This is a genomic window from Moellerella wisconsensis ATCC 35017, assembly GCF_001294465.1.
Lineage (GTDB): Bacteria > Pseudomonadota > Gammaproteobacteria > Enterobacterales > Enterobacteriaceae > Moellerella > Moellerella wisconsensis.
This window is the reverse complement of record NZ_LGAA01000027.1, coordinates 34,750-54,689: the sequence shown is the minus strand read 5'-3', so window position 1 is coordinate 54,689 and position 19,940 is coordinate 34,750. Positions and strand designations below refer to the sequence as shown.

Sequence of the window (19,940 nt, the reverse complement as noted above, 5' to 3'; positions counted from 1 at the left end):
TTTCCGCTTATTTTGCATTGATAATGGATTAATATTCAATATCGTTTTTTCTGCTGATTTATCTTAATAACAAATTTATCTTAATAACAAAATCAAATAATAAAATGGATCATTTATGACAACATTTGCTAGCACAACCAGCCATTACCTGACACCAACCACATTACGCGCGTTACCACAACACTATGGAACCCCGCTTTGGGTCTATGATAGCGAAGTGATCCTTGAACGAATTAAACGATTAACCCAATTTGATGCGATCCGCTTTGCACAAAAAGCATGTTCTAACATTCATATTTTAAGTTTAATGCGAGAGCAAGGGGTAAAAGTTGATTCAGTGTCACTGGGGGAGATAGAACGTGCATTAGTGGCAGGTTTTCAACCGGGACGTGAAAGTGCTGAAATTGTATTTACAGCGGATGTGTTAGATCAAGCGACATTAATGCGAGTTACTGAATTAGATATTCCGGTCAATGCTGGATCTATTGATATGCTCGATCAAATTGGTCAGCAAAAAGCTGGGCATCCGGTGTGGTTACGGATTAATCCAGGGTTTGGTCATGGGCATAGCCAAAAAACTAATACTGGGGGGGAAAATAGCAAACACGGTATTTGGCATGCGGATTTACCTTTGGCGCTGGAAAAAATTCGCCATTACGGTTTATCATTAATTGGCTTACATATGCATATTGGCTCAGGGGTTGATTATGCACATTTATCTAGCGTGTGTGAGGCGATGGTTGAATTAGTAAAAACCGCAGACGTAGATATTCAGGCAATTTCAGCAGGGGGCGGATTATCAACGCCATATCGTCAAGATGATGAAACTATCGATATTAACCATTATTACCATTTATGGGACAGTGCACGTCAACGTATTGAAGCACATTTGGAACATTCGATTGAATTAGAAATTGAACCTGGTCGCTATTTAGTGGCGGAATCTGGTGTATTAATTGCCGAGGTTCGGGCGATAAAATCTATGGGAAGTCGCAATTATGTGTTAGTTGATAGCGGATTCAATGATTTAATGCGCCCGGCTATGTATGGCAGCTATCATCATATTTCAGTATTACCTGCGGATGATCGCAAGCTCGATAATACGCATTTGATTGATACTATTGTTGCTGGGCCATTGTGCGAATCTGGTGATGTATTTACTCAGCAAGAAGGGGGAACCGTAGAAACTCGGCCACTACCTCCAGTTAATGTTGGCGATTATTTGGTATTTCATGATACAGGCGCTTATGGTGCATCAATGTCATCAAATTATAATAGCCGGCCATTATTGCCAGAAGTCATGTTTATTAATGGGCAGCCTCAATTAATTCGTCGTCGACAAACAATAGAACAATTATTGGCATTAGAATTAATTTAGTTTGTGCTATTTGATAGTTTAAATGGCCTAGCCCTGAAAGAATGAGCTAGGCCATTATTGTTACTGGGTCAATATTTAATTTATCTAGAGGCATTATCAGTTATATCGGTGTGAAATTAAGCGGCATGTTTTTTCTTTAGGGGACTATTGCCATTCTCACTGTTTTTACTGTCTTGGGCAGGCTGTTTACTTGGTGCTACAGCTAAATCATTGAATTCGAATTCATCAACATTGATAGTCCGTAAGCGACTATTTTCAGCGATGCGTAGAATCTCTGCTTCTTCTAGGGTAATAATTTTATCGGTTAAAGCTTTTTCAGCCAGTTTATCTAATTGGGTAAAACTAAATTTACGTTCTGCTAACCGGCAAATACGCTCAAAAATCGGCTCAGCGGCAATAATATCGTGCAGTGCTTGTTCGACTAATCCGTGTGGATTATGCTCTGTAGGGGTTAAATATTGTCCCCGTCCAATTCTGTCACGTGTTTCAGAAGGCTCCATCATAATGCGAGCTAATTGATGATCAAGACGATCAGATGGCGTTTTCATCCGGCGGCCTAATGGGAATAACGTCAGGTTAAGCACGCTTGCTACCCAGCGATTAGGGAAGTTTCTTAATAAATCATCCATCGCTTTTTCTGACTGATATAAACAATCTTCGACAGCCCATTTAACCAACGGTAAATCTGCTTTTTGACGGCCTTCTTCGTCATAGCGTTTGAGTGTAGCAGAGGCTAAATATAAGTGGCTTAAGATATCGCCTAAACGAGCAGATATACGTTCACGGCGTTTTAAACTACCGCCTAAGATAGCCATTGATACATCGGATAACAGTGCGAGGTTAGCACTTTGTCGATTTAAAATTTGATAATAACGGCGTGTTTCATCTTTCATTGGACTGCGACTGGTTCGCCCATTAGTTAATCCCAACCAGAAACTGCGTACTTGGTTACTGAGTACGTGGCCAATATGACCGAATAAGGCGTTATCAAAAGCCGTTAGATTATTATTTTTTACTGCATTCATTTCTTCTAAAACATAAGGATGGCAACGGATTGCACCTTGTCCAAAGATTATCATACTGCGAGTAAGAATATTGGCACCTTCCACAGTGACCGCAATCGGGGAGCCTTGATAAAAGCGAGCGACAAAATTTGATGAACCTAAGCAGATACCTTTACCGCCAACAATATCCATCGCATCAATCACTGAGCGTTGCCCTCTATGAGTGCAATGATATTTTACAATGGCAGATAATACCGCCGGTTTTTCTCCCAGCATAATGCCGGTGGTGATTAAGGTTGCTGCGGCATCCATCAAATATGCATTACCAGCAAGACGCGCTAAAGGTTCTTCGATACCTTCCATTTTACCAATAGGCAGCTTAAATTGACGACGAATATAGGCATAAGCCCCAGTCGCCATAGCGACACTTTTTAATCCCCCAGTTGCATTGGACGGTAAAGTAATCCCTCGACCAACAGAGAGACATTCAACCAGCATCCGCCAGCCTTGTCCCGCCATTGCTGGGCCCCCTATAATGTAATCAATAGGAACAAAGATATCTTTCCCTCGAGTAGGACCGTTCATAAAGGAAATATTAAGAGGGAAGTGACGTTTACCAATTTCAACGCCATCGGTATTTGTAGGGATTAATGCACAGGTAATGCCTAATTCTGTTTGTTCGCTCAGTAAATGCTCAGGGTCTGATAATTTAAATGCTAGTCCGAGGACGGTAGCGATGGGGGCGAGAGTAATGTAGCGTTTATTCCAGGTTAAGCGCATGCCTAATACTTGCTTACCTTGCCATTCTCCCATACAAACTATACCGGTATCAGGAATTGCCCCAGCATCAGAGCCAGCTTCTGGGCTAGTGAGGGCAAAACATGGCACTTCTTCTCCGCGGGCTAAGCCAGGTAAATATTGGCGCTTTTGTTCATCTGTACCATAGTGCTGTAATAATTCACCGGGACCCAAAGAGTTAGGCACACCAACTGTAATTGCTAAAATACCCGAGACACCCGCGAGTTTTTGTAAAATACGGGCTTGTGCATAGGCTGAAAAATCCAAACCGCCGTACTCTTTTTTGATGATCAGTGCAAAAAAGCGGTGCTGTTTCAAATATTGCCAAACTTCGGGAGGCAGATCGGCTAGCTCATGACTGACTTGAAAATCATTGACCATACCACAAACAACTTCGACGGGACCGTCAAGGAAAGCTTGTTCTTCTGCTGTCAGTTGTGGTTTCGGATAGCTGTGTAGCTTCTTCCAGTCGGGCGCGCCTTGAAATAAATCTCCCTCCCACCAAGTTGTTCCGGCGTCAATCGCTTCTTTCTCAGTTCGTGACATTGGTGGCATAACTTTTTTGAACATGATTAAGATACGTTTTGAAAATAATGACTGGCGAATTGAGGGGAATATCAATGGGAATAGCACTAATATGGCAGGAAGTAATAGCCAGTAACTCCAAATATTAACCAGCCCCATAGTGGCAGTATAGAGCAGAATGAGGCTTATGCTGAGTCGCAAAGATGTTTTGTGATAGAAAAATATGCCAATTAAAGCGAATAAAAAGATTATGCTGAGTAGGATCATAATTAAACTCCTGTTTCTCGTCAGAGGTCTGACCTGTTGTCTGGCTTAATTTTTAGCAACTCGACATTAATTAGCAACCTTTTTACATTTTAATTACAAGGTGGTTCACAAAATCATCAAATAAATAATCAAAATGAATAGATAAGTTGATTTTTTAGTTCTTATTTTGAGTGGAGGGGTATGAAAGAAATTAGTATGAGAGTAAAAACCGAATAGGATGAATGGAATAAAAAAACCAAAAATAGTAGCAATTTATTGAGTTAGTTAACAAACTTATCAACATAACAATCTGAGCAGTAAAGATTAATTAACAGCTTGATTATATCTGATAATATATCACTCTGATAATTCGTATCTTTAATTAAGGGGACTTCCATGTACCAAGATCTCATTCGTGGTGAATTGAATGAAGCCGCAGAGACATTGACTCAATTTCTAAGTGACGATAAAAATATTGATGCCATTCAACAGGCTGCGATTTTACTCGCGGATTCATTTAAAGCGGGTGGAAAAGTTTTATCTTGTGGTAATGGGGGATCTCATTGCGATGCGATGCATTTCGCTGAGGAATTAACTGGTCGCTACCGTGAAAATCGTCCCGGTTATCCGGCAATTGCTATTTCTGATGTCAGTCATTTATCATGCGTTAGTAATGATTTCGGTTATGAATATGTTTTCTCGCGTTTTCTGGAAGCGGTCGGTAAAGAAGGTGATGTTTTACTGGGTATTTCGACCTCAGGAAATTCAGGAAATATAATTAAAGCTATCGAAGCTGCCCGTGAAAAAGGAATGAAAGTAATTACGCTGACGGGTAAAGATGGCGGAAAAATGGCCGGTAGTGCAGATATTGAAATTCGTGTTCCTCATTTTGGTTATGCTGATCGAATTCAAGAAATCCATATAAAAGTTATTCATATCTTGATCCAATTAATTGAAAAAGAGATGGTGAAGTAACCCGTTAAGTTTTCGGAGGCGTTAAATGTGTGAATTGCTCGGCATGAGTGCCAATGTACCGACCGATATTAGTTTCAGTTTAAGTGGATTGATCCCACGTGGTGGGCAAACGGGCCCACATAAAGATGGCTGGGGGATCACTTTCTATGAAGGACTTGGCTGTCGCACATTTAAAGATCCACAACCGAGTTATATGTCGCCAGTCGCTCGGTTTGTCCAAGAATATCCGATAAAATCAGAAGCGGTGATCGCGCATATTCGGCAGGCAAATCGAGGTAACGTATCGTTAGAGAATACCCATCCGTTTACTCGTGAATTATGGGGACGTAACTGGACTTATGCGCATAATGGGCAATTGAAAGGTTATAACACTTTATCCACCGGGAACTTTAGACCGATTGGGCAGACTGACAGTGAAAAAGCTTTTTGCTGGATTTTAAATCAACTGGTTACTAAATATCCTCGCACACCGAGCCATTGGCCAGCTGTGTTTAATTATATTGCTCAGCTTGCTAGCCAGCTAAGGGAAAAAGGTGTGTTCAATATGCTGCTGTCCGATGGACGTTATGTGATGGCTTATTGCTCGACTAATTTACACTGGCTGACTCGGCGTTCACCTTTTGGCAAGGCTAAGCTGTTAGATCAGGATATAGAAATTGATTTTCAGCAATGCACTCAACCTAGCGATGTGGTGTCGGTTATCGCCACACAGCCATTGACGGGCAACGAGAATTGGCAGCGAATTGAACCGGGTGAATTTATTTTATTTTACCTCGGTGAACGTATTTTGTGAGCCTAAACGTAATAATTTAGTCGCGCTAGTTTGTGCTTGAAGCTGGGTGTTTTCAGCTATGTTAGTGTCATTAATACTCTTTTTTTCGACGGTATATTGACCCGCTTGAAAAGATATTACAGCCGGCTGTTTGGTTAATACAAAATAATCATATGCCGGTTTTAATTGCTGCCAGAACGCATAATGGGGCGAGTTTCGATGGCGATGCATATTTTCCGCCGTCATTCTAAACGGATAAATATTAATATCGATATGTGATTGTCCATGTTTTAATGCTGTGGCTGCATAACGATAAATCTCTCCCATGGCTTTGTCCGTCATGGCGTAACAACCAACAGAAACGCAATCACCATGGATCATCAAATATTGACCATCATAGCCTTGTGCTTTATCAAAGGCATTGGGGAAACCTAGATTAATAGCTCGGTAATACCGACTATTTGGGTTAAGTTGATTCGTCGTAATTTGATAAAATCCTTCCGGACTTTTTAAATCTCCAGGCTGTTTTTTAGGCCCTAGCCCCCCAGAGTAGTTACATATTTGATAACTTTTTAGTAATGAAAACTGCCCATTCTGCCTTTTCTGGTATAATTCTAATTGATTTTCTTCCTTAAATATTTGAATAAATACTGGATTATTTTGCGTATTTTGAGCATTTAGTTTTAGTGAGGAAAAATTATTTTCTGCGTAAACAAGTTGTAGAGAATAGAGAATAAGAAAATAAATCAGACTAAAAGATTGCACTCTTTTCATAGATTATCCGTATATAAAAACAACAGAAATAGTAAGTCAACAAAGTTATTTTTTTATCATAGTGACAGATAAATAAAATTAATATAGAAATGTAATAATTTTTTACATATTGCACTTTGCTTAAAAAACACTCTGTTATCGATAATTGTGAATTGATAGATCGTAAAAACCGAGTGCAAGGCAAAATAATATGAAAAAGATTGTGATTTGCTTGAGCTAAGTCACTTCAATAGACGGACAGATAGGAAGGGAACTGATAAAATTACACTTGGCAAAGTAAGAAATTATCGTGACATTTATCGGAGAATTATAAGCTCAAGTTATTTTTATAACTTGGGTGTTTTTTATTACTGAGTTGCTATGGTTTCTAATGAAACTACTAGCTTAGGGTTTAACTGATAAACTTGTGCATATCTTATGATTAAAATTAAAAAAGGTCTCAACCTCCCTATTGCAGGTGAGCCAGCCCAAGTAATAGACGATGGACCACAGATTCAACATGTAGCGCTGCTAGGTGAAGAATATGTGGGAATGCGTCCTTCTATGCTGGTAAAAGAAAACGAGCAAGTAAAAAAAGGACAGGCTCTTTTTGAAGATAAAAAGAACCCAGGGGTCATATTTACCAGCCCAGCAAGCGGCACGATTACACATATTAATCGTGGTGAGCGTCGTGTACTGCAATCTGTCGTGATTAAAGTGAATGATAATGAGGATGATCAGGTTACGTTTGCATCTTATGATAGCGCGCAACTTGTCAATCTTACCCGTGAACAAGTTGAAGAAAATTTGCTGCAATCGGGACTATGGACCGCATTAAGAACGCGTCCATTTAGCCATTCTCCAAAGCCAGGCTCATCGCCTTTAGCTATTTTTGTTACTGCGATGGATACTAATCCGCTGGCGGCAAATCCATTAGTCGTGATTAATCAACAGCAGCAGGCATTTAATGATGGCCTTCAGGTTCTGTCTAAATTAACTGATGGTAAATTGCACATTTGTCATGGTGCAGGCCAGTTGCCGAAGCTGACAACTAGCGATCAGCTGGTTTATACCGAGTTTGCGGGTCCTCATCCTGCGGGCTTAGTAGGAACGCATATTCATTTCCTTGAACCGGTAAGTATGAATAAGGTGGTATGGCATCTGAATTATCAAGATGTTATCGCTATTGGTAAATTATTTACTACCGGACATTTATATACTGAACGTGTCATTTCTTTAGCGGGCCCTCAAGTTGAAAAACCACGCTTGATCCGTACACGGCTTGGGGCTGATCTCTTAGAGATAACTGCTGGTCAGTTAAAAGATGGTGAAAATCGTATTATTTCAGGCTCAATTTTATGGGGTGTCAAATGTGATGAAGCTCATCATTATTTAGGACGTTTCCATAATTCAGTTGCGGTATTACGCGAAGGCCGTGAGAAAGAGTTATTTGGCTGGATTATGCCGGGTATCAATAAATTCACGATTACACGTACAACTATCGGTCATTTCCTGAAGAACAAACGTTTTAACTTCACGACGACAATGAATGGTGGTGAGCGTTCAATGGTGCCAATTGGTAACTATGAGCGAGTGATGCCTCTCGACATCATGATTACTCATTTATTGCGTGATCTTCTAGTGGGTGATACTGAAGGTTCTCAAGCATTAGGTTGTCTCGAACTTGATGAAGAAGATCTGGGACTGTGTACGTATGTTTGTCCGGCCAAGTATGAATATGGCCCAGTACTGCGTGATGTACTAACCAAGATTGAGTTAGAAGGGTAATTCCAATGGGTCTGAAAAATTTACTTGAAAAATATGAGCACCATTTTGAACCCGGTGGAAAACTAGAAAAATACTACGTGCTGTATGAAGCCGTAGCGACCATTTTCTATACACCAGGTACAGTAACTCGTGGACGTTCGCATGTTCGCGATACGATTGATCTTAAACGCATGATGATCCTCGTTTGGCTCGCCGTATTCCCAGCGATGTTTTGGGGAATGTATAACGTCGGTAACCAAGCTATTCCAGGATTGAATCATTTGTACAGTGGCGCTGAGCTGCAGCAAGTTTTGGCATCTGATTGGCATTATCGTGTGGCTCAATTCTTAGGTGCATCGCTGACATCTGATGCCGGATGGGGAAGCAAGATGTTGTTAGGCGCAGTATATTTTATGCCTATCTATCTTGTGGTCTTCTTAGTCGGTGGATTCTGGGAAGTACTGTTCGGTATGATCCGCGGGCATGAAATTAACGAAGGTTTTTTCATCTCCTCAATACTATTCGCCTTGATTGTTCCGCCAACCATGCCGTTATGGCAAGCCGCATTAGGGATCACCTTTGGTGTGGTTATTGCGAAAGAAATTTTTGGTGGAACAGGCCGTAACTTCTTAAACCCTGCATTAGCCGGTCGTGCTTTTTTATTCTTTGCTTACCCAGCACAAATCTCGGGTGACTTAGTGTGGACGGCTGCGGATGGTTTCTCGGGGGCGACGCCATTATCTCAATGGGCAGCCGGTGGTAATCATGCGTTAGTAAATACCGTAACTAATGAACCAATTACGTGGATGCAGGCTTTTTTAGGCAACATTCCAGGGTCTATCGGTGAAGTTTCTACGCTGATGATTTTTATCGGTGGCGCATTAATCCTATTTTTCCGTATCGCCTCATGGCGAATTGTTGCGGGCGTAATGATAGGGATGATAGCGGTCTCTTATTTATTTAATGCTATCGGCTCAGAAACTAATGCCTTATTTGCCATGCCTTGGTATTGGCATATGGTGTTGGGTGGATTCGCCTTTGGTATGATTTTTATGGCCACCGATCCAGTATCGGCTTCATTTACCGATAAAGGTAAATGGGCATACGGTATTTTAATTGGGGTAATGTGTGTGCTAATCAGGGTCGCAAACCCAGCATATCCAGAAGGTATGATGCTGGCTATCTTGTTTGCTAACTTATTTGCACCGCTGTTTGATTATCTGGTCGTTCAAGCAAATATTAAGCGGAGAAAAGCCCGTGGCTAATGAAAAACCAAAAAATAAAGACAGTATTGGAAGAACATTCCTTGTCGTGTTTATTTTGTGTTTAGTCTGTTCTATCGTTGTTGCAGGTTCTGCCGTTGGGCTGAAACCTCAGCAACAAGAACAAATTATGCTAGATAAACAGCGTAATATTCTGGATGTTGCTGGGCTTCTACAGCCTAAAATGACCGCAAGCGAAATTAATGCGCTGTATGATTCTCGCATTACACCTAAGCTATTGAATTTTAAAACCGGTGAATTATCAGATGGTAAAGCTAAATATGATCTGAATGATGAACTGCGTAGCGATGAGACCAGTATTGCATTATCACCGGCCGAAGATCTGGCAAAAATCCGTCGTCGTGCTAATTCAGCAGAAATTTACTTGGTAAAAGACGATGCGGGCGAAGTCTCGAAAATCATTTTACCGGTATATGGTTCAGGTCTGTGGTCAATAATGTACGCATTCGTGGCTGTTGATGCTGATGGTGTTACTGTTCGCGGTATTACTTACTACTCACACGGTGAAACTCCAGGACTGGGGGGGGAAGTCGATAACCCACAATGGCGTGCTCAATGGAACGGTAAAAAACTATTCAATGAGCAAGGTGTTGCGGCAATAAAAGTTGTTCGTAGTGGAACCACTGACAGCCCGTATGGCATTGATGGTTTATCAGGCGCAACTCTGACATCAAACGGAATTCAATCTATGTTTGATTTCTGGCTGGGCGATAACGGCTTTGGTCCGTTCCTGAAAAAAGTTCGCGAAGGAGCGTTGAAAAATGGCTGATTCTAAAGAAATTAAACGGGTTCTTCTCGGTCCGTTATTTGATAACAACCCAATTGCATTACAGATTTTAGGGGTATGTTCGGCCTTGGCAGTAACGACTAAACTCGAAACTGCACTGGTTATGACCATTGCCGTAACTTTAGTTACTGCATTCTCTAACTTTTTTATCTCTTTAATCCGTAACTTTATACCGGGCAGTGTTCGAATTATTGTTCAGATGGCAATAATTGCATCTTTGGTTATTGTTGTTGACCAAATACTTCGTGCATATGCTTATGAAATTTCTAAACAATTATCAGTATTTGTTGGATTGATTATTACCAACTGTATTGTTATGGGACGCGCCGAAGCTTACGCTATGAAAGCACCACCGATTGAAAGCTTCATGGATGGTATCGGTAATGGTCTTGGCTACGGTGTTATTTTAGTGTTGGTCGGATTCCTGCGTGAGTTATTTGGGTCAGGTAAATTATTCGGTGTCACTGTATTTGAATCACTGCAAAATGGCGGCTGGTATATGCCTAATGGTCTGTTCCTACTGGCGCCGAGTGCATTCTTTATTATCGGCTTGCTGATTTGGGGTCTACGGACGTTAAAACCAGCGCAGATTGAGAAGGACTAACCGATACTATGGAACATTATATTAGCCTATTTGTTCGTGCTGTCTTTATTGAAAATATGGCGTTAGCCTTTTTCTTGGGGATGTGTACATTCTTGGCAGTATCCAAAAATGTTAAAACTGCATTTGGTTTGGGTATTGCGGTTACGGTTGTTTTAGGAATTTCAGTTCCTGCTAACAACTTGGTTTATAACCTGATCCTACGCGATGGTGCATTGATTGAAGGGGTAGATTTAAGTTTTCTTAACTTTATTACCTTTATCGGTGTGATTGCAGCTCTGGTTCAGATCCTTGAGATGATTTTAGACCGTTATTTTCCATCATTATATAATGCACTGGGTATCTTCTTACCGTTGATTACCGTTAACTGTGCAATTTTTGGTGGGGTTTCTTTCATGGCTCAGCGCGATTATAACTTTAGTGAGTCGGTTGTTTACGGCTTTGCTTCAGGTATCGGCTGGATGCTAGCAATTGTTCTGTTGGCGTCAATCCGTGAAAAAATGAAATATGCCGATGTTCCGGCAGGTCTGAAAGGCTTGGGCATCACCTTTGTCACCACCGGTTTGATGGCATTAGGCTTTATGTCTTTCTCCGGTGTGCAGCTATAAAGGCGAGAAGAACTGATGGATATTATTATTCTTGGCGTAGTAATGTTTACCCTAATCGTTTTAGTTTTGACAGGATTAATCCTGTTCGCAAAATCTAAACTGGTTAATACAGGGGAAATTAAAGTAGAAATTAACGGCGATCCTGATAAGAGTTTTGAAGCCCCAGCGGGTGATAAACTGTTAAATATGCTGGCTAATCAGGGTGTTTTTGTATCTTCAGCCTGTGGTGGTGGCGGGACTTGTGGACAATGTCGTGTCACCATTAAAGAAGGTGGCGGCGATATTTTACCTACCGAGCTTTCTCATATCAGCAAGCGTGAAGCGAAAGAAGGCTGCCGATTATCGTGCCAGGTCAATGTTAAACAAGACTTGAAAATTGAATTACCAGAAGAAATTTTTGGGGTAAAAAAATGGGAGTGTGAAGTTATCTCTAACGATAATAAAGCCACTTTCATTAAAGAACTGAAATTAAAAATTCCTGATGGTGAAGTTGTACCTTTCCGCGCTGGTGGATACATTCAGATTGAATGCCCACCTCATACCGTGCGTTATGAAGACTTTGATGTTCCTGAAGAATATCGTGAAGATTGGGATAAACATAATTTATTCCGCTTTGTTTCTGAAGTTAAAGAACCGACGGTTCGTGCTTATTCAATGGCTAACTATCCAGAAGAATACGGTATGATTATGCTGAATGTGCGTATAGCAACCCCACCTCCACGTAATTCAGAGGCGCCTCCTGGTATTATGTCATCTTACATTTGGTCATTAAAACCAGGCGATAAAGTCACGATTTCTGGGCCATTTGGTGATTTCTTTGCCAAAGATACCGATGCAGAAATGATCTTTATCGGGGGCGGTGCAGGTATGGCGCCGATGCGTTCACATATTTTTGACCAGCTAAAACGCTTAAATTCTAAACGTAAGATTAGTTTCTGGTATGGTGCACGTTCTAAACGCGAAATGTTTTATGTGGAGGATTTCGATCAGCTGGCTGCTGAAAATGAAAACTTTACTTGGAATGTCGCACTATCTGACGCTCTACCTGAAGATAATTGGGATGGTTATACTGGGTTTATTCATAATGTTTTGTATGAAAACTATTTACGAGATCACCCAGCGCCAGAAGATTGTGAATTCTATATGTGTGGACCGCCAGTGATGAATGCTGCGGTAATTAAGATGTTGAAGGATCTGGGCGTTGAAGATGAAAACATTTTACTGGATGACTTTGGCGGCTAATTATTGCTTTCATTTTTAATAATGTAACAGGCTATAATCATTGCATTTATATTTTTTTAGCCTGACAGTAGTCGGGGATTATTTCCTCATCCGGTACATTTAGCGCCCACTTTATGGTGGGCGCTAGTGATCTAATGCTAGTGATGCTTAGTAAGATATAGAATATCAACTAGATAAGGATATTAAACTGATAACCGAAGATATAACTTATAGCGCAAGCAGTAATATACCGACAAATTTATATCGTAGAAAATATACTGAGCCCGAGAAAAATTATGCTGAGAAAAAAATTATTAGGACCGATAGTTGTATTTATTTCTATTATACTACTGAGTGCTTGTGGTGGGCCTGAACAAAAAAATCTGCAAGGCCAAACGATGGGGACTTACTATTCCATAAAATATGTTTCTGATAGCGCCTCTCCGTCAACTGAAAGTATTCAGGCCAAAATTGATGATTTACTTGAAGAAGTTAATGACCAGATGTCGACCTATCGGCCTAATTCTGAACTCAGTAGGTTTAATCAATTCCGCGAAGTAAATACACCGTTTCCTGTTTCTGCTGCCACGGCCAAAGTAGTCGAAGAAGCGATCCGGATTAACAAGCTGACTCAAGGTGCTTTAGATGTCACTGTTGGGCCTTTAGTTAATTTATGGGGCTTTGGTCCAGAAGGCCGTGTTACTAAAGAACCCACGGATGAACAGTTAGCGGCACGCCGTGCATGGATTGGCATTGAAAAATTATCTATTCAAGGTAATAACTTAATTAAAACCATACCTGAACTGTATGTCGATTTATCATCAATTGCCAAAGGCTATGGTGTCGATGTAGTGGCTGAATATTTAGAATCACAAAATATTAATAACTATATGGTTGATATTGGTGGTGAAGTTCGAACTAAAGGCAAAAATGGTAAGGATGTTCCTTGGCGCATAGCGATTGAAAAACCGGCAGTTAACGGTACAGATCAAAGTGTACAAGAAATTATTGAACCAGGAGATGCTTCAATTGCTACTTCTGGTGATTACCGTAATTTCTTTGAACAGGATGGTGTCCGTTTTTCTCATACTATCGATCCTAAAACCGGAAAACCGATTGTACATAATTTAGTATCAATTACCGTATTAGCTCCTTCTTGCATGAGTGCAGATGGATTTTCTACCGGCCTAAATGTTCTCGGCCCAGTGGAAGGTTTAAAAGTTGCAGAGGAACTGAATATCCCTGTTTTTATGATTATCAAAACAGAAAATGGTTTTGAAGAGCGTTATACTAAGGCTTTTGAACCTTATTTACAGAAAAAATCCTAAATTTAAATAGAGAGGAAACTGCAATGTTAGAGGTATTTGTCGCTGCCTTTATCTTTTTCCTACTGGCATTTTTAGGAATGTCGTTGGGTTATATTATTAAGCGTAAGAGTATTCAAGGAAGCTGCGGTGGGTTAAGCAGCATAGGGGTTGATAAAGTATGTGATTGCCCTGAGCCTTGTGATGCGCGTAAAAAACGTATGGCTCGCGAAGAAGCTCGGCAGGCAAAATTAGCTAAGAATAGGATTGTTTAATTATTGCTGCTTAGTTAGCTGCCTAGGCTATTATTGTTGGTGATGGTAGATAAATAGTGATATCCACATTAATAGCAACTAAGTTGCTGACTATTGCTCTTAACTTATTCTTCTGGAACTTTTATTTCTTCATTATTCTCCCTGAACATTGATAATTCAATCAGTAAGGGAGGCAAGTTTTTGGTCGATTATGATAATGAATTTGTTTCGACAGCCTTATGTTGATTGACATAAGGCTGAGAAATAATAATTAATTACTTCCATGGATACGGATTTTCACCTTCCCATTTACGGACTTCTTCATCGGCTTCTTCAAATGAATAACCGTAATGCTGTTGTAATTTACCTATCAACTGTTCACGGGTACCATCAATAATATCTAACTCGTTGTTAGTTAGTTTTCCCCATTTTTCAATGATATGACCTTTAATTAAATTCCAGTCTCCTGCAATTTTATCTTTCATCATGACTCCTATTTATCATTAATCGATACGATGGATAAGTCATCGCCTACTAGCCTAACATAATAGATTAAAATAAATCAGGCTTAGCAATAAAATAAACTAAGTTAGTTTTATTTTATCAAAATGGCACTAGGGTAATAATATATCGTCAATGTGATAAGTTGCAAAAGCATTAAATGATGATTGTCAGAAATGAATTGTAGAGATATTTAAAATAAATCTGTTGTCATAAATTAATGACTAGATTAACCAACATTGATATCCCTACGGAGGTAATTATTTTTGTTATTTATTTGATGTGTAGAATAATTTTGGCGAGTCAACCATGACTGCATCAGCGCCTAATTGTTTCGCTAATTGGTAATCCTCAAGAGTATTTATACCAAATAGCATAATATAGGCATCATCATTTTTTTTGAAACACTCAATGGCAGATTTATCCCAAATTAATGTTGCCGGAGAGCGTGCTTCACCGAGCGTATAATGCTCTACAACTTCCACTTTGCGACGTAATTCAAAACCATACCAGCGTTTTTTTCCGGCATTAGAAGCGGTTATTTGAGCTTTAGGTAATTCACATAAATGCTCCATAATACTATTTGCCAAAATAGTTCGTGTCTCATCTCGATTTTCAAACACTTGGATTTTATCTGATAGAGTCGTTAATGCATTAATATAATTACTGTTAGTGGAATAAAAGCGAGTACGAGAAAATGCATTAGTTTTGTTGAGAACGTTGAATAATTGTTTGGCTTGAAATGTTGCATTTGTATCCGGTGATTTTAAATCAATATAGAATTGAGTTGCGGGGTAGCGTCGTAATGTTTCTTGTAATTCAGGGATTGCCGTAATAGGAAGCGTATATTTAGTTTTATTTTTATTATTAAATTTAATTGCTGCATTGGCCTTTTTTAATTCGTTAGCCGTATAACTGGAAATTTGACCACTCATATCTGTTAATGCATTGAGATCACTAGGGCGATATAGAACAAATTTAGCATCTTTGGTTGATTGAATACTGATCCAAATAGCATCAGCATGATTTTTTAGCGCGGTATCAATTGCTAGGTAGGTGTTTTCTGGGGCATCAGCTGTTCCAGCGCGATGCGCTACAATTTCAGGGGATCGTGATGCGCCTATGGCACTAAAGCCGATTAAAAGAAATAAGCACACAGTAAATCCTTTTTGTATCGTGATTTTGATTATTTTATCCATTAATAATTTCCTTTGATGTATTATCTATGCGTAGCTTATATTTTAAATAGTTAAAAATAATGCTTAGATTTTTATAACCCATTTAATCTTTTAGTGCTCAATTTTTAATGATTATACGGCTTAATTAGAATAATTTAGGAGTAACTTTTAAAATGGATACCATAGGTTAAGTTTATTCATAAAAAAGAACTGTATGGAGAGTTATTTTTATTACTTAGTTAATATTAATGATGTAATTGATATTAACTGAAATAGATTAAATAATAATTAAAGTTTAATTAATTTTTTATGTTTAAGATTACAATATAGATACTTTAAAAGCAGATTAAGAGATAAGTCATTTATAATGATAAGTAAAAATAATGGATGTTTTAGTGAATAAAACATCCGTTGGAATAAAATAATAATTAGATTTTATTTTTTAGATTTTCATTAATTTCTTTTAATTTTGAATATATATTAAATACAACAATAATCATCTCACAAAAAATACGGGTAAATAATGCGCCTAGAGCGATAGAGATAAGACCAACAATAAAGGTCTGAAATGTCATTGGGCTATAAGGGCCACCACTCATGGTAAATAATCCAGTAATTATTACGCTGAGTAAACCAATCCAATAAATAATATTTATTATTTTAGGTGTTACCATATTTTCGAAGGTGAGTAGATTCTTTAACATATTTATTCCTTTATCATTGTTTTATCTGATTTTTATTTAGTCGCATTTTTATAGTATTAATATAACCTATAGCCATTATAATGTAGCACAGAAAGTCAAATTATTCCTATTCCATATTGAAAATAATTTGAGTTAAGTTCTCTTGGTTGATTGCATTATTCTACTTTTTGTTAATAAGTAAGTTATAAAACTAATCTACCTGATCCATTAAACGTTAATTATTCTTATATTTGATATTTATTGTTATATTTATCTGATTTTACCTTTTTATGACAATCATTAAAGTATTTATCTCTAATATAGGAATTTTATTATTTAATATTAAAGATATTTTTTTATACGATTGAAATTGCACATATAGTAGATTAACTGTATATTTAACCAGTTATTTTGTTGCTGATGATTGGTTACTGAGGTTGATGTGCGTAAAATTATTCATGTTGATATGGATTGCTTTTATGCGGCTATTGAAATGCGTGATGATCCCTCATTGCGTGATTTGCCGATCGCAGTCGGTGGAAGTGCAGATAGACGTGGGGTGATCAGTACCGCCAATTATTTAGCTCGTCGTTTTGGCGTTCGCAGTGCTATGTCAACTGCGATGGCATTACGTTTGTGCCCTGAGCTAAAAGTTATTGCTGGACGCATGGCGGTCTACAAGCAAGCCTCACTACAAATTCGACAAATTTTTTCTCGCTATACCGATCTTATTGAACCTCTTTCTCTCGATGAAGCTTATTTAGATGTAACTGATAGCCTTCATTGCCAAGGTTCTGCCACATTAATTGCGCAGGCTATTCGCCAGCAAATATTTACTGAATTGAATCTAACTGCGTCTGCAGGCATAGCTCCGGTGAAGTTTTTAGCTAAAATAGCTTCTGATATGAATAAACCCAATGGCCAGTTTGTGATTTCACCAGAACAAATTGATTCATTTGTTGCTAATTTACCATTGAGAAAAATTCCTGGCGTGGGAAAGGTAACTGCGCAGAGGCTAGCGGATATGGGATTAGAAACTTGCCTTGATGTCCAGCGTTCAGATAGGCTGATGCTGAGTAAAAAACTTGGCAAATTTGGTCAGGTATTATGGCAACGTAGCCATGGAATAGATGAACGAGCTATCGAGCCAGATCGTTTACGTAAATCAGTAGGGGTGGAGCGAACTTTGGCGCAGGATATTTTTGATTGGCAAGAGTGCGTTAGCTTGCTTGATATTTTATTTCAAGAACTTCATACCCGTTTAGCCAAAGTAAAAACGGATTTAAGAATTGCGCGTCAGGGAGTGAAAATGAAATTTTCTGACTTTCAACAAACTACGCAAGAGCATGTTTATCCACTATTGGATAAGACAGATTTATTGAATATTGCTCAGCAAATATGGAACTGTCGTAGAGAAGGGCGGGGAGTTCGCTTACTAGGATTACATGTTACATTACAAAGCCCGCAAATTGAACGCCAGTTATTGTTAGAATTATGATGAATTTTTATAGCTGAGACTAAAAAAGCACACATATTTCGGTGTGCTTTTGATAATTGAGTGTGTTTACTGTATTTGATAGTTAATATTCGGACTGAAATACAGCGAAAATAATTTAATTTTTGACGGGGATAGCTTTTAAAATCGCTGTCAATAAGGTCCAGTATTGCCCCACACTTTCAATATGAACACGCTCATCCGGTGAATGCGCTCCACGAATGGTTGGTCCGATAGAAACCATATCCATTTCTGGGTAAGGTTTTTTGAATAAACCGCACTCTAGACCCGCATGGATAACCATGATGTTCGGTACTTTGCCAAATAAATCTTTATAAGTATCGCGTACAAGGTGCATAACTGGTGAATCAGCATCTGGTTGCCAACCTGGGTAGCTACCTTCCGCTTTAAATTCAGCACCGGCTAATTTAGATAATGAAGTCAGCATGTTAACAACATAATTCTTGCCGCTATCAATTAATGAACGAATTAGAAAAATTACGCTCGCATTGTCTTCAGTCATTTCAACAACGCCTTCGTTTAATGAGGTTTCCACCACGCCTTTTGCCACATCACTCATACGGATAACACCATTAGGTGCCGCATTTAAGAAGAATAAAAAGCGAGATTGGCAATCAGCATTAATGGCTTTGAGCTGAGTTGTTGTTTCTTCTAATACTAAGATTAAATTCGGTTCAACGGCTGCGAGTTCATTTTTTAGGATATCTTCATATCGGGTTCTTAGGGCGGAGAGTTCGGCCACTTTATGGCTTGGAACGGCGATGATTGCATGGCTTTCACGTGGGATAGCGTTGCGTAAAGTTCCGCCTTTAAACTCCAATAGTTTCAGGGCTAAATCATCTTGATGACCGGCTAAAAAGCGAGCCAGAAGTTTATTCGCATTACCTAAGCCTAAATGAACATCGCCACCGGAGTGTCCACCTTTTAAGCCTTTTAATGTCAGGGTGAAAGTTTGATAATCGGCAGGGATAGCTTCACGAGTGAGGGCGAAATTTGCTGTAAAATCAACACCACCAGCACAACCCATATAAATTTCACCTTCTTCTTCTGAGTCGGTGTTAATTAATATTTCGGCTTGCAGCCAGTTAGGTTGTAATCCAAAGGCACCGTCCATCCCGGTCTCTTCGGTCATGGTTAACAGTACTTCTAACGGGCCATGTTCAACGCTATTATCGGCTAAAACAGCCAGTGCTGAAGCCATACCAACACCATTATCAGCGCCTAATGTTGTACCGTCGGCAGTGACCCAATCGCCATTAATATATGGACGAATAGGATCTTTAGTAAAATCATGTTCAGTCTCATTATTTTTCTGTGGCACCATATCTAAGTGTGCTTGCAAAACCACCGGTTTACGGTTTTCATAGCCCGCAGTAGCAGGTTTACGGATTAATAAATTTCCGGTTTGATCGCGTTCAACATGAAGGCCTTGATCTTTAGCCCATTGAATAATATGCGATGCAAGCGCTTCTTCATGATGAGAAGGATGAGGAATTGAACAAATTTTTGCGAAGATATCCCACAATGGCTGTGGTTTTAATTGGGAAAGTTCAGACAAGATCAATCTCCTTAGACTGCATCAGTTTTTTTATGTTTTTAGCAAATTATGCTGAATAAAGCCGCAGGAACACAGTTATTCTGTCCCTGAGTTCAATACCTTCAGCATATCACTTTCTTACCGGTTATTGACAAGGTAAATAAGATTAATATAAAGAAATGGGCGGTTTTCGCTGGTTTTTAGCGGCTCAAATCACTATAATCTCGCGCAACCTTTTTTCCGCAAACA

General features: G+C 39.2%; 18 protein-coding genes. 12 read left to right on the top strand and 6 right to left on the bottom strand.

Annotated features, from left to right (window positions below):
• Nucleotides 1–115 precede the first annotated feature (115 nt).
• On the top strand, nt 116–1,378 hold the full coding sequence (lysA, locus tag M992_RS13935; protein ID WP_053909134.1) for a diaminopimelate decarboxylase: 1,263 nt from the start codon (nt 116–118) through the stop codon (nt 1,376–1,378).
• A gap of 116 nt (nt 1,379–1,494) precedes the next feature.
• Here the strand turns inward: lysA and fadE are convergent, their stop codons facing one another.
• Nucleotides 1,495–3,972, bottom strand: coding sequence for an acyl-CoA dehydrogenase FadE (gene fadE / locus M992_RS13930; RefSeq protein ID WP_053909133.1), 2,478 nt, complete (start codon nt 3,970–3,972; stop codon nt 1,495–1,497).
• A 375-nt stretch (nt 3,973–4,347) separates the two neighbouring features.
• On the opposite strand from fadE, the gene lpcA reads away from it, so the two are divergent.
• Both lpcA and M992_RS13920 read left to right on the top strand, forming a co-directional pair.
• Nucleotides 4,348–4,926, top strand: a complete 579-nt coding sequence (gene lpcA / locus M992_RS13925) for a D-sedoheptulose 7-phosphate isomerase (protein WP_053909132.1) — start codon at nt 4,348–4,350, stop codon at nt 4,924–4,926.
• Nucleotides 4,927–4,951: 25 nt separating this feature from the next.
• Nucleotides 4,952–5,719, top strand: a complete 768-nt coding sequence (locus M992_RS13920) for a class II glutamine amidotransferase (RefSeq protein ID WP_053909131.1) — start codon at nt 4,952–4,954, stop codon at nt 5,717–5,719.
• Here the strand turns inward: M992_RS13920 and M992_RS13915 are convergent.
• On the bottom strand, nt 5,690–6,472 hold the full coding sequence (locus M992_RS13915; RefSeq protein WP_053909130.1) for a L,D-transpeptidase family protein: 783 nt from the start codon (nt 6,470–6,472) through the stop codon (nt 5,690–5,692). The genes M992_RS13920 and M992_RS13915 overlap by 30 nt on opposite strands.
• Nucleotides 6,473–6,889: 417 nt before the next feature.
• Here M992_RS13915 and M992_RS13910 point away from each other — a divergent pair, with 417 nt between their 5' ends.
• From M992_RS13910 to nqrM, 8 genes are all read left to right on the top strand, one after another.
• Nucleotides 6,890–8,239: a Na(+)-translocating NADH-quinone reductase subunit A gene (locus M992_RS13910; RefSeq protein WP_053909129.1), complete on the top strand. Its 1,350-nt coding sequence runs from the start codon at nt 6,890–6,892 to the stop codon at nt 8,237–8,239.
• Between the two features lie 5 nt (nt 8,240–8,244).
• Nucleotides 8,245–9,483 carry an NADH:ubiquinone reductase (Na(+)-transporting) subunit B gene (locus M992_RS13905; protein ID WP_053909128.1) on the top strand — a complete coding sequence of 413 codons (1,239 nt, stop codon included), beginning with the start codon at nt 8,245–8,247 and terminating at the stop codon, nt 9,481–9,483.
• Nucleotides 9,476–10,270 carry a Na(+)-translocating NADH-quinone reductase subunit C gene (locus tag M992_RS13900; RefSeq protein ID WP_053909127.1) on the top strand — a complete coding sequence of 265 codons (795 nt, stop codon included), beginning with the start codon at nt 9,476–9,478 and terminating at the stop codon, nt 10,268–10,270. The genes M992_RS13905 and M992_RS13900 overlap by 8 nt, the downstream gene beginning before the upstream one ends.
• Nucleotides 10,263–10,892 (top strand): NADH:ubiquinone reductase (Na(+)-transporting) subunit D, encoded by a 630-nt coding sequence (locus M992_RS13895; RefSeq protein ID WP_053909126.1) that lies wholly within the window; start codon nt 10,263–10,265, stop codon nt 10,890–10,892. The genes M992_RS13900 and M992_RS13895 overlap by 8 nt, the downstream gene beginning before the upstream one ends.
• Before the next feature lie 8 nt (nt 10,893–10,900).
• Nucleotides 10,901–11,497, top strand: coding sequence for an NADH:ubiquinone reductase (Na(+)-transporting) subunit E (nqrE, locus tag M992_RS13890; RefSeq protein WP_047255364.1), 597 nt, complete (start codon nt 10,901–10,903; stop codon nt 11,495–11,497).
• 15 nt (nt 11,498–11,512) lie between these two features.
• Nucleotides 11,513–12,739 (top strand): NADH:ubiquinone reductase (Na(+)-transporting) subunit F, encoded by a 1,227-nt coding sequence (gene nqrF, locus M992_RS13885; protein ID WP_053909125.1) that lies wholly within the window; start codon nt 11,513–11,515, stop codon nt 12,737–12,739.
• Between the two features lie 275 nt (nt 12,740–13,014).
• Nucleotides 13,015–14,046 (top strand): FAD:protein FMN transferase, encoded by a 1,032-nt coding sequence (locus M992_RS13880; protein WP_053909124.1) that lies wholly within the window; start codon nt 13,015–13,017, stop codon nt 14,044–14,046.
• Between the two features lie 23 nt (nt 14,047–14,069).
• Entirely contained in the window at nt 14,070–14,297 is a 228-nt protein-coding gene (gene nqrM, locus M992_RS13875; protein WP_047255361.1) for a (Na+)-NQR maturation NqrM, read from the top strand.
• Nucleotides 14,298–14,551: 254 nt separating this feature from the next.
• On the opposite strand, the gene M992_RS13870 is transcribed toward nqrM, so the two are convergent.
• The 3 genes from M992_RS13870 to M992_RS13860 form a co-directional block, all read right to left on the bottom strand.
• On the bottom strand, nt 14,552–14,764 hold the full coding sequence (locus tag M992_RS13870; RefSeq protein WP_047255360.1) for a CsbD family protein: 213 nt from the start codon (nt 14,762–14,764) through the stop codon (nt 14,552–14,554).
• Nucleotides 14,765–15,046: 282 nt separating this feature from the next.
• Entirely contained in the window at nt 15,047–15,976 is a 930-nt protein-coding gene (locus M992_RS13865) for a glycerophosphodiester phosphodiesterase family protein (RefSeq protein ID WP_053909123.1), read from the bottom strand.
• Nucleotides 15,977–16,383: 407 nt separating this feature from the next.
• Entirely contained in the window at nt 16,384–16,659 is a 276-nt protein-coding gene (locus M992_RS13860; protein ID WP_053909122.1) for a DUF4282 domain-containing protein, read from the bottom strand.
• A 421-nt stretch (nt 16,660–17,080) separates the two neighbouring features.
• Here M992_RS13860 and dinB point away from each other — a divergent pair, with 421 nt between their 5' ends.
• A complete protein-coding gene (gene dinB / locus M992_RS13855) occupies nt 17,081–18,136 on the top strand; it encodes a DNA polymerase IV (RefSeq protein ID WP_053909121.1) in 1,056 nt (351 codons plus the stop codon).
• 115 nt (nt 18,137–18,251) lie between these two features.
• Here the strand turns inward: dinB and pepD are convergent, their stop codons facing one another.
• The gene (pepD, locus tag M992_RS13850) at nt 18,252–19,712 is read right to left on the bottom strand and encodes a beta-Ala-His dipeptidase (RefSeq protein WP_053909120.1); all 1,461 of its coding nucleotides are present in this window, start codon (nt 19,710–19,712) and stop codon (nt 18,252–18,254) included.
• Nucleotides 19,713–19,940 lie beyond the last annotated feature (228 nt).

What these genes read in the sequence shown, in the direction of transcription:
- lysA (WP_053909134.1), top strand. Translation starts at nt 116, where the DNA reads ATGACAACATTTGCTAGCACAACCAGCCATTACCTGACACCAACCACA.
- fadE (WP_053909133.1), bottom strand. Translation starts at nt 3,972, where the DNA reads ATGATCCTACTCAGCATAATCTTTTTATTCGCTTTAATTGGCATATTT.
- lpcA (WP_053909132.1), top strand. Translation starts at nt 4,348, where the DNA reads ATGTACCAAGATCTCATTCGTGGTGAATTGAATGAAGCCGCAGAGACA.
- M992_RS13920 (WP_053909131.1), top strand. Translation starts at nt 4,952, where the DNA reads ATGTGTGAATTGCTCGGCATGAGTGCCAATGTACCGACCGATATTAGT.
- M992_RS13915 (WP_053909130.1), bottom strand. Translation starts at nt 6,472, where the DNA reads ATGAAAAGAGTGCAATCTTTTAGTCTGATTTATTTTCTTATTCTCTAT.
- M992_RS13910 (WP_053909129.1), top strand. Translation starts at nt 6,890, where the DNA reads ATGATTAAAATTAAAAAAGGTCTCAACCTCCCTATTGCAGGTGAGCCA.
- M992_RS13905 (WP_053909128.1), top strand. Translation starts at nt 8,245, where the DNA reads ATGGGTCTGAAAAATTTACTTGAAAAATATGAGCACCATTTTGAACCC.
- M992_RS13895 (WP_053909126.1), top strand. Translation starts at nt 10,263, where the DNA reads ATGGCTGATTCTAAAGAAATTAAACGGGTTCTTCTCGGTCCGTTATTT.
- nqrE (WP_047255364.1), top strand. Translation starts at nt 10,901, where the DNA reads ATGGAACATTATATTAGCCTATTTGTTCGTGCTGTCTTTATTGAAAAT.
- nqrF (WP_053909125.1), top strand. Translation starts at nt 11,513, where the DNA reads ATGGATATTATTATTCTTGGCGTAGTAATGTTTACCCTAATCGTTTTA.
- M992_RS13880 (WP_053909124.1), top strand. Translation starts at nt 13,015, where the DNA reads ATGCTGAGAAAAAAATTATTAGGACCGATAGTTGTATTTATTTCTATT.
- nqrM (WP_047255361.1), top strand. Translation starts at nt 14,070, where the DNA reads ATGTTAGAGGTATTTGTCGCTGCCTTTATCTTTTTCCTACTGGCATTT.
- M992_RS13870 (WP_047255360.1), bottom strand. Translation starts at nt 14,764, where the DNA reads ATGATGAAAGATAAAATTGCAGGAGACTGGAATTTAATTAAAGGTCAT.
- M992_RS13865 (WP_053909123.1), bottom strand. Translation starts at nt 15,976, where the DNA reads ATGGATAAAATAATCAAAATCACGATACAAAAAGGATTTACTGTGTGC.
- M992_RS13860 (WP_053909122.1), bottom strand. Translation starts at nt 16,659, where the DNA reads ATGTTAAAGAATCTACTCACCTTCGAAAATATGGTAACACCTAAAATA.